Here is a 15,876-nt window from a genome sequence, read left to right as displayed (position 1 = left end):
TCGTGGACGGCTTTGGTGTTTTTGAAGGTCATGAAATGAAAAGTAAAACAATTCGTCGCTGGTCCTTCGTCCACACCTGGACCAGCCTGATCTGCACCGTGTTTTTGCTGCTGCTGGCCCTGACCGGCCTGCCGCTGATTTTCCATCACGAAATCGACCACCTGCTGGGCGATGCGCCCGAGTTGCGGGTGATGCCGGCGGACACGCCGCATCTGAACCTGGCGCAACTGGTCGAAGCGGCGGAAAAGCATCGGCCCGGTGAAGTCGTGCAGTACTTCGGCTTCGAAGACGACGAGCCGAATGCCGTGCTGACGATCATGGCCAAGACTGCCGGCACCGAGCCCAATTCCTCGCACACCTTCATGCTCGATGCGCGCACTGGCGAAGCCCTGGAAATGCCTTCGGCCAACGGTGGCCTGATGCTGTTCATCCTGCGTCTGCACGTCGACATGTTCGCCGACCTGCCAGGCAAATTGCTGCTGGCGTTCATGGGTTTGCTGTTCGTGATCGCGATCGTGTCCGGCACGGTGTTGTACCTGCCGTTCATGCGCCGCTTGAAGTTCGGCACCGTGCGCCAGGACAAATCCACCCGCCTGCGCTGGCTCGACCTGCATAACCTGATCGGCGTGGTCACCCTGACCTGGGCGCTGGTGGTTGGTGTGACCGGCGTCATCAGTGCCTGCGCCGACCTGCTGATCGCCGCATGGCGGGCCGAAGCCCTGACGACCCTGATCGCGCCCTACCGCGACGCCCCGCCGCTGACGCAACTGGCCCCGGCCACCCGGGTGCTGGACATCGCCGGCAGCGTGACACCGGGGATGAAGCCGGACTTCATCGCCTTCCCCGGCACCCGCTTCTCCAGCGAGCATCATTACTCGGTATTCATGAAGGGCGGCACCCACCTGACTTCGCACCTGCTGACTCCGGTGCTGATCGACGCCAGCACCCTGCAAGTCACGGCGGTAGCAGAACGACCGTGGTACATGGACGCCATGGGCATGTCGCAGCCACTGCACTTCGGTGACTACGGCGGCATGCCGATGAAAATCCTCTGGGCCACGCTGGACGTGCTGACCATCATCGTCCTCGCCAGCGGCGTGTACCTGTGGGTGGTGCGGCGCAAGGCCGCGAAACCGGTACTGGAAACGGCGGAGGCCTCTGCATGAAGCCGCGTCAGTCGAATTTCTGGAAGGTCTTCAGCACACCGCTGGTGATCGCGCTGCTGAGTGCCGCGGGCCTGTTCGCCGCGCTGCTGGGCGACGGAATCTGGGATGGTTTGAGCTGGATTGGTCTGGGCATTCCGGCCGCCATTGCCCTGCGCGGACTGCTGCAACGTCGCTGAACGGCTTGAGCCTGACGGGCAACGCGCTATGCTGCCCGTCTTGCCCTTGACCGAGACCCTGCCGATGTCCGCTCCCAGCATGACCCTGTTTCACAACACCCTGTCCCCGTTCGTGCGCAAAGTCATGGTGCTGCTGCACGAGACCGGCCAGCAGGATCGCGTCGCGCTGCAGGACTGCGTGCTCAGCCCTGTCAGCCCGGACGCCGCCCTCAACGAAGACAACCCGCTGGGCAAGATCCCGGCCCTGCGCCTGGCCGACGGCAATGTCATCCATGACAGCCGGGTGATCCTCGATTACCTCGACCACCAGCACGTCGGCAATCCACTGATTCCCCGCGACGGCTCGGCCCGCTGGCGGCGCCTGACCCTGGCCTCGATGGCCGACGGGATCATGGACGCCTCGGTCATGGTGCGTTACGAGCAAGTGCTGCGCGCCCCGGAAAAGCACTGGGACGAATGGCTCGAGGCCCAGCGCGAGAAGATCCGCCGAGCCCTCGCCCTGCTGGAGCGCGACGCGATTGCCGAACTGACCTGCCACTTCGACGTCGCTTCGATCAGCGTGGCCTGTGCCCTGGGTTATCTGGATCTGCGCTTCCCGGATCTGGGCTGGCGTGACGCCAACCCGCAACTGGCCAACTGGTTCTTTGAAGTGAGCCAGCGCCCGTCGATGATTGCGACGATGCCGAAGGCTTGACGCACCGGGCGGGAGGCAACGAGGCAAAGATCAGCGTCATCAACACCTCAGCCTCCCGCTGCTCCTCACGCAATCCCACGATCCGGCTCATTGCACCGCTCCGATATCGAATTCCAGCGGTTTGGCCGGTTTCTGCCCGATCCCGTACCAGTCCAGATTGCGGGTCAGCACCATGAACACACCGAGCAGACCGAACAGCAGCAGCGAGCCCATCAGCAGCGCGTAATCCTCGGCGCTCAGCAAGCCGTAAAGCAAGCCGTACAACGCCGCCAGCCCCGCCGAAAAGCTCAAGCCATGCCGCACGCTGCGCAGCACGTGGCAGACATAGAACCCGATCAACAGCACACAACCGCTGGCGGACAACAGATACGCCATGGCAAAACCGATGTGCTCCGACAACGACAGCAGCAACAGATAAAAGAACGCCAGCGCCACGCCCACCAACGCGTATTGCACCGGGTGCACCGCCAGGCTTTTCAGCACTTCGAACAGGAAGAAACCGGCGAACGTCAGGACGATGAACAACAACGCATATTTGATCGCCCGGTCACTCTTCAGATACTGATCCACCGGATCGATGAAGCTCACGCCGAAACTGCGCCCGTTGAAAGCCTCGCAATCATTGCCCGACACGCAACGGCTCATCGCTTCTTGCAAATTGGTGGAGAAAAACGAGGTCTGCCAGTCGGCGGTGAAACCCTGATCGGTGATCTCGCGCTTGGCCGGCAGGAAGTTGCCGATGAAGCTTGGGTGCGGCCAGTTGGCAGCGAGGTTCACGCGGCTGGTCTTGCCCACCGGCAGCACCTGCAACGAGCCGGTGCCTTGCAGGCGCAGGTCGAAGCCGAAGGCCAGTTCCGTGGTCTTGCTGGTGTCCAGCGCCGGCAGCGTCACTCGCACACCCTCGCCCAGCCAGCCGACCTGAGTGCCAGGCACGAAGTCCAGACGCTGCGCGCCCAGTTCCAGCTTCAGCGCGTTTTCGATCCCGCGAATGTCGCTGATGCCGACCGCCAGGAACGGCGCATCGAAGGTGTAATCGACGAAGTCTTCCTTGATCCCCAACTGCGCCGGCACCGTGAAATGCCCGCTGATGCGGTTATCGGCATGGAACAGCCGCGCCTCGTAAATGCCACGGGCGCGCAGTTCGGTCTGCACCTGGCCGTCGAGTTCAAAGCGCTCCGGGAGGAAATACAGGCGTCCACGTTCCTCACCGATTTCCTGGTAACGCTCGTCGCTCTTCTCTTTGGTTTTCCAGGTACGCACCACTTTGCGATACGGCACAACCATCACCGGCCCGCTGAGTTGCTGGCTGTAGCTTGAGCTTCTGGCAATGTCTTCCAGCACACCGTCACGCAGTTGCTGGCGATCATCGATGATGCCGTCGATCATCAACAGCGGCACCAGCAATACCAGGATCAGCAGGGCAATGGCCCCGAGTTTTATCGTCAGACTTTTGTTCATGGGACTCTCCCTGTTTCGATGGGCAGAGTCTGCAAAGGGGATGTGGGGGTTTTGTGGGAGGAATGTGGAGTTTGTGTGGAGACTACAACTGCAGAACGACTTCCACCCCACCTTCGACGTTACCGATGCGCATCGAACCACCGTGCAACTTGACCACCTCTTCGACGAAGTTGAGCCCGAGTCCGGTGCTTTTTCGCCCGCTGTCCGGGCGTGGCAAAGAGTAGAAACGCTCGCTCAAACGGGGCAAGGCATAGTCGGGAATCGGCGTGGTTTCGTTGAACAGACGAAGCTCGACCTTCTCGCCGATCCGCTCGGCACTGAAGCGCAGCAAACCGTTTTGCGGCGTGAAATCCAGCGCATTTTCCAGCAGATTGCCCAATGCCTGACGCAGCAGAAACGGCTCGCCGATCAACGCCAGATCCGGCGCGATGGTTTGCTCGATCCGCAGTTGCCGGCCTTCGATGCGTGACATCTGAGCCTGTAGCAGCTCGCTCAGCAGCGCCGCCAACGGCACGGCGACACGCTCCTCAAGGCCCTGCCGCTGTTCAACTTGTGCAAGGTTCAGCAGGCGCTCGATCAACTGCTGCATGCGTGCACTTTCACTGTCGATGTTGCCGACAAAGCGCAATCGCTGATCCGCCGGCATCTCGCCCTGCAACAACTCGGCGGCACCGCGAATCGCCGCCAGCGGACTCTTCAATTCATGGGTCAGCGTGTGTACATAGCGCTCGACGTAGGCTTTGCCTTCGAGCTGGGTGCGCATCTGTTCCACGGCGGTCGCCAACTGCTCCAGCTCGCCGCCGCGATAATGCGGCACCGCCACCCGACGGCCCTCGCTCACGGCCTGGGCGTACACGGTCAAGCGGTGCAACGCGCGGCTCAGCCACCACGACAGCACGGCGCCTAGCAGCAGGCCGAGGCCGATCAATCCGGCGCCGTACCCGAGCAAACGGCGTTCGGTGCGATCGACATAGGGTTGCAGTGAACTGTTGGGTTTGGCCACGGTGACCACACCGATGATCGCGCCGTTGTCGCGGATCGGTGCGCCGACGTGCATCACCGAAGAGTTCGGGTCATTCGGGTCACTGCGGCTGGAGCGTGCGCCGTATTCGCCGCGCAGGGTCAGGTAGACGTCGTTCCAGCGCGAGTAGTCCTGACCGACGGCCAGACCACTGGAGTCCAGCACCACGATGCCCTTGGCGTCGGTGACGTAGATGCGGTGGTTGACCTGGTTTTTCGCCAGTCCCCAGATCGTCGCCTTCGGCTGGCGATCGCCATAGGCGCGGAGCAGCTCCGGCCAGCGATTCTGGTTGAGGAGGCCGGCCTTGAAATCATCCCGCAGGATTTCCGCCATCAGGTTGGCGGTGTCGACCAGGGTTTCTTCGGTGGACTGGCGCACACCGGGACGGATTTCTTCCATCACGGTGTTGAGCACGAAATACCCGGTCAGGCCGATGAACAGCACGTACACCAGGAAAATCCGCAGCCCCAGCGACATCAGCTGTGCCCCGGGCTGTAGCTGTAACCGAGGCCGCGATGGGTCTGGATCGGCTCGGCCTCGGCGCGCACCAGACGCAATTTGGCGCGCACGCTTTTGATGTGGCTGTCGATGCTGCGTTCGTAACCGGCATCCGCCGCCACGCCCAGCGCATCGAGCAGTTGCTCGCGGCTGAATACCCGCTCGGGTTGTTCGAGCAGGCATTGCAGCAGACGGAATTCGTGGCGGGTCAGGCTCAGAGGCTGGCCGCGATAGCTGATCTGCACGCGTTCGGGATCGATGCGAAACAGCGCCGAGGAGGCTTCGATGACCGGACGTGGCGCCATGCGCTTGAGAATCGCCCGGACCCGGGCTGCCACTTCCCGTGGGCTGAACGGCTTGACCACATAATCATCGGCGCCGATTTCCAGGCCCACCACGCGATCGATCTCTGCATTGCGCGCGCTGAGGAACAGCACCGGCACTTCACTGAACCGACGCAGCTGTTTGCAGGTCTCGAAGCCGCTGATGTCCGGCAGGCCGATGTCGAGGATGATCAGATCCGCCGGGGTCTGGCGCTGATGCTCCAGCGCCGCCGCGCCCAGGCTCAGCCAGGTCGTGGTGAAGCCCTCGCCCTGCAAGGCAAAAATCAGCGTGTCGGCAATCGCCGCTTCGTCTTCGACAATCAGGATATGAGGCATGGCGTCCGAGCCTGTGGGTTAAGTGCGCGAACGGTGCCCCAAGCCCGGCGTTACGTCAATGAGACCACTTGGTTTCAGCAGTCCGGCTTATCCGCTGTGAAGCGCCGAGCCGGGTTCACGGCCGCGCCGAACTCGCGCAGGGCCTTGGCACCGATCAGCAACGGGTAGTTGAAGTTGCTGCGGTCGGTCAGGTTGACCTCCACGGTACGCTTGACGTCGCCCAGGCACAGCTCCAGATCGACCACCGGGCGCTTGGCCACTTCGGTGCTTTCGCCCTCGTCTTCTTCATCCGAGCGACTCTTGATCTTGCTGATCCGCGCGACCTTGTGTTCGTACACCTTGTTGCTGGCGTCTTTGGTAGCCAGGCGGAAACGCACCCAGTCTTCACCGTCGCGCTTGAACGTCTCGATGTCCTTGGCCGACAGCGAGGCGGTCAGTGCGCCGGTGTCCATCTTGGCCTTGAGCACCTCGCCGCCGATTTCCGGCAGCGCGATGTATTCGTAACGACCGTACAGGGTCGGTTCGGCGGCGAGCACCGGCAGGGCGACGAGGGAAAGCAGTGCAAGGAGGGATTTCACGTAAGGGGCTTCCTTGGGAAATGGGGGCGTCAGACGCGAGACTTTAGACCGTTGTTTACTTGATCGTTCCCACGCTCCGCGTGGGAATGCATCAGGTGACGCTCCGCGTCACAGGGACGCAGAGCGTCCCCGGCGGCGTTCCCACGCAGAGCGTGGGAACGATCAGACTAACGCGCCACAGGTGAAACATTCGTCATCGGCGGATTTGGCCTGCCGGCCGAAGCCACTTATCATGGCGCGCCCATCCGTTTTCCAAGAGTTGCTTATGCGCCGCCTGCTCACCGGCTGTTTCGTCACCCTGCTGCTGTTGTCCAACACCCTCGTGCTGTTCGGCCCGCTGATGGTGTTCGCCCTGCTCAAGCTGATCCTGCCGGGGCGCTTTCGCGACTACGCCTCGTGGGCGGTGATGTGGATCGCCGAAACCTGGGCGGAAATCGACAAGCTGATCTTTCGCCTGTGCATCCCCACCCGATGGGACATTCGCGGCGGCGAAGACCTGCGCAGCGACACGTCTTACCTGGTAATCAGCAACCATCAGTCCTGGGTCGATATCCCGGCGCTGATCCAGACCCTCAACCGACGCACGCCGTTCTTCAAGTTCTTCCTCAAGAAAGAGCTGATCTGGGTGCCCTTCCTGGGCCTGGCCTGGTGGGCGCTGGATTACCCGTTCATGAAGCGCTACACCAAGGCGTTCCTGGCGAAGAACCCCGAGCTGGCCGGCAAGGATCTGGAAATCACCAAAACCGCCTGCGAGCTGTTCAAGCGCCAGCCTGTGACAGTGGTGAATTATCTGGAAGGCACGCGTTACACCGCGGCCAAAAGCACTCAGCAACAGTCACCGTTCAGCCACCTGCTCAAGCCCAAGGCCGGCGGCGTGGCGTTCGTACTGGCGGCGATGGGCGAACAGCTGGACGCGATTCTCGATGTGACCGTGGTTTATCCACAGCAGAAGATTCCGGGGTTCTGGGACCTGATCAGCGGCAACGTGCCGCGCGTGATCATCGATATCCAGACCCGCGAGCTGGATCCGGCCCTGTGGCAGGGCGATTACGAAAACGATCCGGTGTTTCGCGAGAAGGTCCAGAACTGGGTCAACCAGCTCTGGACTCTCAAGGATCAGCGCATCGCCGAACTCAAGGGCGAGCGCCGCTGAGTCAACCGTTGGTGCCGGTGCCCCAGATGCTGCCCAGGCTTTGCAGCAACGAGCCGCCGACACCCTGCTGACCGAGGTATTGCAGGAGGATCGGGGCAAACTGGCCGACCATCCCGCTGTCCATGCCCAACGCACCGAAGGCGTTGTTCAGGTCATTGGTGTCCTTGACGTTGCCCAGCGCATTCTCCAGCCCGGCGGACTTGCCGGACGAGCCGAGCAAGCCGCTCAACGCCGCCAGATTACCGCTGCCGCCCGACAGCTTGTCGATGCCCGGCACTTCCTTGGCCAGTTCGGAATAATCCGTGTTGCTGAGCTGGTTTTTCGCCAGGCCCAACATGGCACTGGTGCCGCCGACCGCTTGCTGCGGCGTGACATTCAGCGCGCTCAAGGCACTCAACAAACCGGCGGTTTCCGACGTCGGCGCCGCAGCAGCAGCCTTGTCCCCGCCTTGCATGCCCGACACCGCACCGGCCACGTCATTCAAACTGAAACCGGCAAACACCGGCCCTGCCGCCAGGGTCAGGAGCGATGCCAGGGCAAAACCGCGTGAAATCTTCATTCAGACATCCTCTTGTGGCGTGAAGACCTTCCGTCAAGGGAGGGTCAAACTGCCCGGTTTGACCGGGCATCCGCCGGCATGTTCCGGCGCGGGCCAGCCATTTTCATACCGGAGGCGTGCATGAAACGTGAAAGCCCGAACGCCGGGCGATGAATGGCACATCCGCGGTTTTGGAACGCGAGGGGCAGTTATATAAACCTCATAAAAAACGGCGACCCAGGGTCGCCGTTTTTTATTGCCTCATCGCTTACGCCGCACTGAACAACTTGTGCGGATCGATCACAAACTTCTTCGGCACGCCGGCATCGAACTCGCCGTAGCCTTCCGGCGCCTGGTCGAGGCTGATGACCTGCACGCCCACCACTTCGGCGATGTTGATGCGGTCCCACATGATCGCCTGCATCAGCTGGCGGTTGTACTTCATCACCGGAGTCTGACCGGTGTGGAAGCTGTGGGATTTGGCCCAGCCGAGGCCGAAGCGGATGCTCAGGCTGCCCATTTTCGCGGCGGCATCGACAGCGCCCGGATCTTCGGTCACGTACAGGCCCGGAATGCCGATCTTGCCGGCTACGCGCACCACGCCCATCAGCGAGTTGAGCACGGTGGCCGGGGCTTCGGATTTGACGCCGTCGTGGCCATGACCACGGGCTTCGAAGCCCACGCAGTCCACCGCGCAATCCACTTCAGGCTCGCCCAGCAGCGCGGCGATCTGTTCGTGCAGCGGGGTGTCTTTCGACAGGTCGACCACTTCAAAACCCTGAGCCTTGGCGTGGGCCAGGCGGATGGTGTTGACGTCGCCGATGATCACCACCGCAGCGCCGAGCAAGCGGGCGGAGGCGGCAGCGGCCAGACCGACCGGGCCCGCGCCGGCAATGTAAACGGTGCTGCCCGGGCCAACGCCAGCGGTAACGGCGCCGTGGTAACCGGTCGGCAGAATGTCGGAGAGGCAGGTCAGGTCACGGATTTTCTCCATGGCCTTGTCGCGGTCCGGCAGTTTCAACAGGTTGAAGTCGGCGTACGGCACCAGCACGTATTCGGCCTGGCCACCGGTCCAGTCGCCCATGTCGACGTAACCGTAGGCACCACCGGCGCGAGCCGGGTTGACGGTCAGGCAGACGCCGGTGTGTTGTTCCTTGCAGGAACGGCAGCGCCCGCAAGCCACGTTGAACGGAACGGAGACCAGGTCGCCGATTTTCAGGTTCTCGACGTCGGAGCCTTTTTCGATCACTTCACCAGTGATCTCGTGGCCCAGCACCAGACCGGTCTGCGCCGTGGTCCGGCCGCGCACCATGTGCTGGTCGGAGCCGCAAATGTTGGTTGAAACCACACGCAGGATGACACCGTGCTCGATCTTCCTGCCGCGCGGATCCTGCATTTTCGGATAGTCGATTTTCTGTACTTCGACCTTGCCAGCGCCGAGATACACCACACCACGATTGCCAGACATGCTTTCACCTCGCTGTTGTTTTTATGGAACCGCGCCGCCCAGGCAGGCAGCGCGTTAAATGCTCGGGTTATTGCTTGTTGGTTTTGCGTTGTCAGTTATGGCCCTTTCGCGAGCAAGCCCGCTCCCACATTGGCTCCCTTGGGTGCATGCCATCTTGCTCACACCACAAATCCCCTGTGGGAGCGAGCTTGCTCGCGATAGCGATCTAAAGAACGACGGTTCTGTTGGCGTTCAAAAAAACCCTTCTTTCGATGTGATATCCCACGGCCCGGGCCAGGGTCAGGCCTTCGATGTCGCGGCCCTTGGCGATCAGGTCTTCGGGGTAATGACTGTGATCCACCGCCTCGACGCCCTGGGCGATGATCGGCCCCTCGTCGAGGTCGTTGTTGATGTAGTGCGCGGTGGCGCCCACCAGTTTCACGCCCTTGTTGTAGGCTTGGTGATACGGCTTGGCGCCCTTGAAGCCCGGCAGCAGCGAGTGATGAATGTTGATCGCCTTGCCATCGAGCTTGCGGCACAGCTCCGGCGACAGCACCTGCATGTAGCGGGCGAGGATCACCAGTTCGGCACCGGCCTCCTCGATCACCTGCCACACCTGCCGCTCCTGAGCCGGTTTGTCATTGGGGTCGAGGGGGAAATGGTAGTAGGGAATCTGGTGCCAGTCGGCCAGCGGCTTGAGGTCCGGGTGGTTCGACACCACCGCCGCCACGTCCATCGACAGCTGGCCGATGCGCTGGCGGTAGAGCAAGTCGTTGAGGCAGTGATCGGCCTTGGAGACCATGATCACCACTTTTGGCCGGTAGTTTGGCGCAGTCAGCTCGAAGATCATGCCGAACGCCTGACCGCGTTCAGCGAGGCCGGCGCGGAAGGATTGCTCGTCGAAACCGTCGGGCTGGCGGAATTCCACACGAATGAAGAACCGGCCCGAGAGGCGGTCATCGAACGAGTGGTGCTCGGTCACGTAGCAACCCTGCTCGAACAGAAAACGCGTCACCGCGTCCACGGTGCCGAGAACGCTGGGGCAGTCGGCGGTCAGAATCCATGTATCCGGGGCGCGGCTCATCGTTTTCTCCTGATCAGGCCTGAACGCTAAGGCCGTATTCGGCGGACGCATCCTGCAACCACAACCACCAGTAATCCGAGAAGCTGCGACGGATCAGCAGTTCCCAGGTGTCTTCGGCGGTGTGGCGGATCATCAGCTGCGACTTGGCGAACACCGTGCCGACAGCCTTGCCGACCGGGAAGTTGTTCGGGTGCACGTCGTAGCTGGTGGATTTCATCAGCACCTGACGCACGTTCGGGCCGCTCAACTCCAGCACCTGCTGGCCGCCGCTGACGTTGACGATTGCGATGTGCAGATCGCCCAGCGCTTCGCGCAGTTTCTGCTCGGCAGCGAACTCTTCACCGCTCGGCACGATCAGCAGCCACTCGTCAGGGCCCATCCATTGCAGGCTGGTTTCGCCTTTGACGATCACGCTCAGGGCGCCCGGCAATTCAATGCCCAGCGCCTTGTGCACACCGGCGGCGAATGCGGCATCGTGGCCGTCGCCACGGATGGTCAGATGGCCGAGGAGTTTCTTTTCGCGCACGGTCACGCCGGCGGTCTTGCGGCCCTTGCCGACCAGGCTGGCGAGGTCGGCGTGATGCAGCGACGACTCGGCCTTGGCCCCGGTGGTCGGGCGTTGTTGGTAAACGTTGGCTGCGGTCATAAAGCACCTATTCTTTTGTTTGATCGTTCCCACGCTCTGCGTGGGAATGCCGCCATGGACGCTCTGCGTCCGCTCTTGGGACGCGGAGCGTCCCGGGATGCATTCCCACGCAGAGCGTGGGAACGATCAGTGTCAAATGTTCTGGCGATCGCCTTTCGGATCGAAGAACACCGAAGAAACGATTTCCGCCTCGATCACGCTGCCATCCGCCAGCGGTGCGAACACCCGCTCGCCCAGACGCTTCAGACCGCCCTTCACCACGCCCATGGCAAACGAATAGCCGAGGGAGTTGTGCGCGTAGCTGGAGGTCACGTGGCCGACCATGGTCATCGGGATCGACTGCTTGGTGTTGAACACCAGCTGTGCACCTTCCGGCAGCCAGACGTTCGGATCGATCGGCTTCAGGCCGACCAGCTGCTTACGCTGGTCACGCACGCAGTCTTCACGGTTCATGCCGCGCTGGCCGATCCACGAGAACGGTTTGGTGCGACCGACGCACCAGCCCATGTTCAGGTCGTCCGGGGTCATCGAGCCGTCGGTGTCCTGGCCGACGATGATGAAGCCCTTCTCGGCCCGCAGAACGTGCATGGTTTCAGTGCCGTACGGCGTCAGGTTGTACTGCTTGCCCGCCTCGACGATTTTTTCCAGCACGCCCATCGCGTAGTCGGCCTGTACGTTGACTTCGTACGACAGCTCACCGGTGAACGAGATGCGGAACACCCGCGCCGGCACACCGCCGACCAGACCTTCTTTCCAGGTCATGAACGGGAACGCTTCGTTGGCCAGGTCGATGTCGGTCACGGCGCTGAGCAGCTTGCGGCTGTTCGGGCCGGACAGGGTCATGGTCGCCCAGTGGTCGGTGACGGAGGTGAAGTACACCTTCATGTCCGGCCATTCGGTCTGGTGGTACAGCTCCAGCCATTGCAGCACGCGAGCCGCACCGCCGGTGGTGGTGGTCATGACGAAATGGTTGTCGGCCAGACACGCCGTCACACCGTCGTCGAAGACCATGCCGTCTTCCTTGCACATCAGGCCGTAACGGGCCTTGCCCACGTCGAGCTTGGTCCAGGCGTTGGTGTACACGCGGTTGAGGAACTCGCGGGCGTCCGGGCCCTGGATGTCGATCTTGCCCAGGGTCGAAGCGTCCAGCAGACCGACGCTGTCGCGCACGGCCTTGCATTCGCGTTTGACCGCGGCATGCATGTCTTCGCCGTTTTTCGGGAAGTACCACGGACGTTTCCACTGGCCGACGTCTTCGAACTCGGCGCCGTTTTTCAGGTGCCATTGATGCAGTGCGGTGTAACGCACCGGTTCGAAGATGTGCCCGCAGTGACGGCCGGCTACCGCGCCGAAAGTCACCGGCGTGTAGTTCGGACGGAACATCGTGGTGCCCATCTGCGGGATGGTCACGTTCAGCGAACGGGCGGCAATCGCCAGGCCGTTGACGTTGCCGAGCTTGCCCTGATCGGTGCCGAAGCCCAGCGCGGTGTAGCGTTTGACGTGCTCGACCGACTCGAAACCTTCGCGGGTCGCCAGTTCGATGGCGGCGGCGGTCACGTCGTTCTGCAGGTCGACGAATTGCTTCGGCGCCCGTGCAGTGGCTTTTTCGTGCGGCACCTGGAACAGCGCCAGTGTCGGTTCTTCCAGACGGCTCAGGGCTTTCGGCAGGACCGCTTCAACGCTCTGGAACCCGGCTTCGGACGCAGCGCGCACGCCGCCTTCAAAACCGTCAGCCAGCGAATCGCCGAGACCGTAGACGCCGTTGATGCCGCCGACGCACACGCGTTTCTGCGGTGCTTCGCCCGGTACGAAACCGAGGATGTCTTCGCGCCAGATCGGCTTGCCGCCAAGGTGCGATGCCAGGTGAACCACCGGGCTGTAACCGCCGGAGCTGGCGATCAGGTCGCAGTCGAGCCATTCGCCCGGGCTGGTGACCTTGTGGCCTTTGACATCGATCGCCGCCACACGGGCAGCGGTGACGTGCTTGCTGCCACGGGCCTCGATCACGGCGCTGCCGGTGAGGATGCGAATGCCTTTGGCGCGCGCTTCTTCAACCAGTGCGCCACGAGGATTGCTGCGGGCGTCGGCAATGGCGACGACTTGCAGGCTGGCGTCGAGCCAGTCCAGCGCCACGCGGTAGGCGTGATCGTTGTTGGTCGACAGCACCAGTTTTTTGCCCGGCGCCACGCCGTAACGGCGTACGTAAGTCGACACAGCGCCGGCCAGCATGTTGCCCGGCACGTCGTTGTTGCCGTAGACCAGCGGACGCTCGTGAGCGCCGGTCGCCAGCACCACGCGCTTGGCGCGGACACGGTGGATGCGCTGACGCACCTGGCCGATCGGAGCGCGGTCGCCGAGGTGATCGGTGAGGCGTTCGTGAATGGTCAGGAAGTTGTGGTCGTGGTAACCGTTGACCGTGGCGCGCGGCAACAGCAGCACGTCCGGGGTGTTCTTCAATTCGGCAACGACACTGGCAACCCACTCCACGGCTGGCTTGCCGTCGAGGCTTTCGCGGGAGTCGAGCAGGCTGCCGCCGAACTCTTCCTGTTCATCGGCGATGATCACCCGGGCACCGCTGCGCGCAGCAGCCAGTGCTGCGGCCAGACCGGCCGGGCCGGCGCCGACGATCAGCACGTCGCAGTGCTGGTTCATGTAGTCGTAGGTGTCCGGATCGTTCTCGGTCGGCGAGCGGCCGAGGCCGGCGGCCTTGCGAATGTATTTCTCGTAAGTCATCCAGAACGATTGCGGATACATGAAGGTTTTGTAGTAGAAACCCGGCGGCATCAGCTTGCCGCCGACCTTGCCGAGAATCCCCATCATGTCGTTGTTGACGCTCGGCCAGCCGTTGGTGCTGGTGGCGACCAGGCCTTGGTACAACGCCTGTTGCGTGGCGCGCACGTTAGGAATCTGGGTGGCTTCGGTAGCACCGATCTGCAGCACCGCGTTCGGCTCTTCGGCACCGGCAGCAAAGATGCCGCGCGGACGCGAATACTTGAAGCTGCGGCCAATGATGTCGACGCCGTTGGCCAGCAGGGCTGCGGCTAGCGAGTCGCCTTCAAACCCTTTGTAGGTCTGGCCGTTGAAGGTGAAGCTCAGCACTTTGTTGCGGTCGATCCGTCCACCGTTGGACAGGCGATTGGTCTGGCTCATACCTTCTCTCCCAGCGCCGTCGTGGCTGTTTTCGCAGTGTCAGCCTTGTCGGTGAATTGCGGCTTGGTGCCGATCTTGTAGGTTTCGAGAATCTCGTAGGTCACGGTGTCGCGGGTGACGTTGAAGTACTGGCGGCAACCGGCGACGTGATCCCACAACTCGTGGTGCAGACCGCGCGGGTTGTCGCGGAAGAACATGTAATCGCCCCACTCCTCGTCGGTGCAGCTTGCAGGGTCCAGAGGACGCGGGATGTGCGCCTGGCCGGATGCGTGGAATTCCTCTTCGGAGCGCAGTTCGCCGCAGTGAGGACAGAAGATATGCAACATGGGATTTCTCCTGTTAGTGGGCGACAGCCGCAGCGCCGTGTTCGTCGATCAACGCACCGTTGTGGAAACGGTCGATGGAGAAAGGTGCGGCCAGCGGGTGCATTTCACCCTTGGCCAGGCTTGCGGCAAACACGTTGCCCGAGCCAGGTGTGGCCTTGAAGCCGCCGGTGCCCCAACCGCAGTTGAAGAACATGTTCGGCACCGGGGTTTTCGAAATGATCGGGCAGGCGTCCGGCGTGGTGTCGACGATGCCGCCCCACTGACGGTTCATGCGTACTCGCGACAGCACCGGGAACATCTCGACGATGGCCTGGATGGTGTGCTCGATCACCGGGTACGAACCGCGCTGGCCGTAGCCGTTGTAGCCGTCGATACCGGCGCCGATCACCAGGTCGCCCTTGTCGGACTGGCTGATGTAACCGTGCACGGCGTTGGACATGATCACGCTGTCGATAATCGGTTTGATCGGCTCGGACACCAGCGCTTGCAGCGGGTGCGATTCGATCGGCAGACGGAAACCGGCGAGTTTGGCCATGTGCCCGGAGTTACCGGCGGTGACCACGCCGACGCGCTTGGCGCCGATGAAGCCCTTGTTGGTTTCGACACCGATGCACACGCCGTTTTCCTTGCGGAAACCGATCACTTCGGTCTGCTGGATCAGGTCCACACCGAGGGCGTCGGCGGCACGGGCAAAGCCCCACGCCACGGCATCGTGACGGGCCACGCCACCGCGACGCTGAACGGTTGCGCCCATCACCGGGTAGCGGGTGTTTTTCGAGCAGTCGAGGTACGGAATTTCGTCCGCGACTTGCTTGGCGTTGAGCAGTTCGCCGTCGACGCCGTTGAGGCGGTTGGCGCTGACCCGACGCTCGGAATCACGGATGTCCTGTAGGGTGTGGCACAGGTTGTAGACGCCGCGCTGGGAGAACATCACGTTGTAGTTCAGGTCCTGAGACAGGCCTTCCCACAGTTTCATCGCGTGTTCGTACAGGTGCGCCGACTCGTCCCACAGGTAGTTGGAGCGAACGATGGTGGTGTTGCGCGCGGTGTTACCGCCGCCCAGCCAGCCCTTCTCGACCACGGCCACGTTGGTGATGCCGTGCTCTTTGGCCAGATAGTAGGCCGTCGCCAGACCGTGCCCGCCGCCGCCGACGATGACCACGTCGTAGACCTTTTTCGGGGTCGGCGTGCGCCACATGCGCTGCCAGTTTTCGTGGTGGCTGAGGGAGTGTTTGAAGAGGCCGAAGCCCGAATAGCGTTGCATAGTCATGTACTCCAGAAC

Annotated in this window: 15 protein-coding genes; 4 read left to right on the top strand and 11 right to left on the bottom strand. The window is 62.4% G+C overall.

Features of this window, described 5'->3' with window-relative positions:
• Positions 1-35 precede the first annotated feature (35 nt).
• The 3 genes from K5E37_RS13615 to K5E37_RS13605 all read left to right on the top strand — a co-directional run bounded on the left by K5E37_RS13615 (position 36) and on the right by K5E37_RS13605 (position 2,036).
• Entirely contained in the window at positions 36-1,166 is a 1,131-nt protein-coding gene (locus K5E37_RS13615; protein ID WP_221534095.1) for a PepSY domain-containing protein, read from the top strand.
• Positions 1,163-1,342, top strand: coding sequence for a hypothetical protein (locus K5E37_RS13610; RefSeq protein WP_085609062.1), 180 nt, complete (start codon positions 1,163-1,165; stop codon positions 1,340-1,342). The genes K5E37_RS13615 and K5E37_RS13610 overlap by 4 nt, the downstream gene beginning before the upstream one ends.
• 64 nt (positions 1,343-1,406) lie before the next feature.
• Positions 1,407-2,036, top strand: coding sequence for a glutathione S-transferase (locus K5E37_RS13605; protein ID WP_039768114.1), 630 nt, complete (start codon positions 1,407-1,409; stop codon positions 2,034-2,036).
• An 87-nt stretch (positions 2,037-2,123) separates the two neighbouring features.
• Here K5E37_RS13605 and creD read toward each other — a convergent pair whose 3' ends face one another.
• The 4 genes from creD to K5E37_RS13585 form a co-directional block, all read right to left on the bottom strand.
• Entirely contained in the window at positions 2,124-3,494 is a 1,371-nt protein-coding gene (gene creD, locus K5E37_RS13600) for a cell envelope integrity protein CreD (protein WP_221534093.1), read from the bottom strand.
• An 82-nt stretch (positions 3,495-3,576) separates the two neighbouring features.
• Positions 3,577-4,992, bottom strand: a complete 1,416-nt coding sequence (creC, locus tag K5E37_RS13595) for a two-component system sensor histidine kinase CreC (protein WP_221534091.1) — start codon at positions 4,990-4,992, stop codon at positions 3,577-3,579.
• Positions 4,992-5,672: a two-component system response regulator CreB gene (gene creB, locus K5E37_RS13590; RefSeq protein ID WP_007959816.1), complete on the bottom strand. Its 681-nt coding sequence runs from the start codon at positions 5,670-5,672 to the stop codon at positions 4,992-4,994. The genes creC and creB overlap by 1 nt, the downstream gene beginning before the upstream one ends.
• 74 nt (positions 5,673-5,746) lie before the next feature.
• Positions 5,747-6,250, bottom strand: a complete 504-nt coding sequence (locus K5E37_RS13585) for an ATP-dependent zinc protease (RefSeq protein ID WP_007959815.1) — start codon at positions 6,248-6,250, stop codon at positions 5,747-5,749.
• A 265-nt stretch (positions 6,251-6,515) separates the two neighbouring features.
• Between K5E37_RS13585 and K5E37_RS13580 the strand changes: the two genes are divergently transcribed.
• Positions 6,516-7,403: an acyltransferase gene (locus tag K5E37_RS13580; RefSeq protein WP_221534088.1), complete on the top strand. Its 888-nt coding sequence runs from the start codon at positions 6,516-6,518 to the stop codon at positions 7,401-7,403.
• 1 nt (position 7,404) lies between these two features.
• On the opposite strand, the gene K5E37_RS13575 is transcribed toward K5E37_RS13580, so the two are convergent.
• The 7 genes from K5E37_RS13575 to K5E37_RS13545 all read right to left on the bottom strand — a co-directional run bounded on the left by K5E37_RS13575 (position 7,405) and on the right by K5E37_RS13545 (position 15,858).
• Complete coding sequence (locus K5E37_RS13575; protein WP_007959813.1) at positions 7,405-7,962, bottom strand: DUF2780 domain-containing protein; 558 nt, start codon at positions 7,960-7,962, stop codon at positions 7,405-7,407.
• A gap of 247 nt (positions 7,963-8,209) precedes the next feature.
• Positions 8,210-9,409, bottom strand: coding sequence for a formaldehyde dehydrogenase, glutathione-independent (gene fdhA / locus K5E37_RS13570; RefSeq protein ID WP_007959809.1), 1,200 nt, complete (start codon positions 9,407-9,409; stop codon positions 8,210-8,212).
• Between the two features lie 205 nt (positions 9,410-9,614).
• The gene (gene purU / locus K5E37_RS13565; RefSeq protein WP_007959808.1) at positions 9,615-10,472 is read right to left on the bottom strand and encodes a formyltetrahydrofolate deformylase; all 858 of its coding nucleotides are present in this window, start codon (positions 10,470-10,472) and stop codon (positions 9,615-9,617) included.
• A 13-nt stretch (positions 10,473-10,485) separates the two neighbouring features.
• The gene (locus tag K5E37_RS13560) at positions 10,486-11,118 is read right to left on the bottom strand and encodes a sarcosine oxidase subunit gamma (protein WP_064599941.1); all 633 of its coding nucleotides are present in this window, start codon (positions 11,116-11,118) and stop codon (positions 10,486-10,488) included.
• A gap of 132 nt (positions 11,119-11,250) precedes the next feature.
• Positions 11,251-14,268 carry a sarcosine oxidase subunit alpha gene (locus tag K5E37_RS13555; protein ID WP_221534087.1) on the bottom strand — a complete coding sequence of 1,006 codons (3,018 nt, stop codon included), beginning with the start codon at positions 14,266-14,268 and terminating at the stop codon, positions 11,251-11,253.
• Positions 14,265-14,594: a sarcosine oxidase subunit delta gene (locus K5E37_RS13550; RefSeq protein ID WP_007959805.1), complete on the bottom strand. Its 330-nt coding sequence runs from the start codon at positions 14,592-14,594 to the stop codon at positions 14,265-14,267. The genes K5E37_RS13555 and K5E37_RS13550 overlap by 4 nt, the downstream gene beginning before the upstream one ends.
• Positions 14,595-14,607: 13 nt before the next feature.
• Positions 14,608-15,858: a sarcosine oxidase subunit beta gene (locus tag K5E37_RS13545; RefSeq protein WP_003206307.1), complete on the bottom strand. Its 1,251-nt coding sequence runs from the start codon at positions 15,856-15,858 to the stop codon at positions 14,608-14,610.
• Positions 15,859-15,876: the final 18 nt, after the last annotated feature.

The sequence above is a fragment of the Pseudomonas sp. RIT778 genome, assembly GCF_019718735.1.
Lineage (GTDB): Bacteria > Pseudomonadota > Gammaproteobacteria > Pseudomonadales > Pseudomonadaceae > Aquipseudomonas > Aquipseudomonas aphyarum.
The sequence above is the reverse complement of the archived record's forward strand: the minus strand, read 5'-3'. Positions and strand labels throughout refer to the sequence as shown.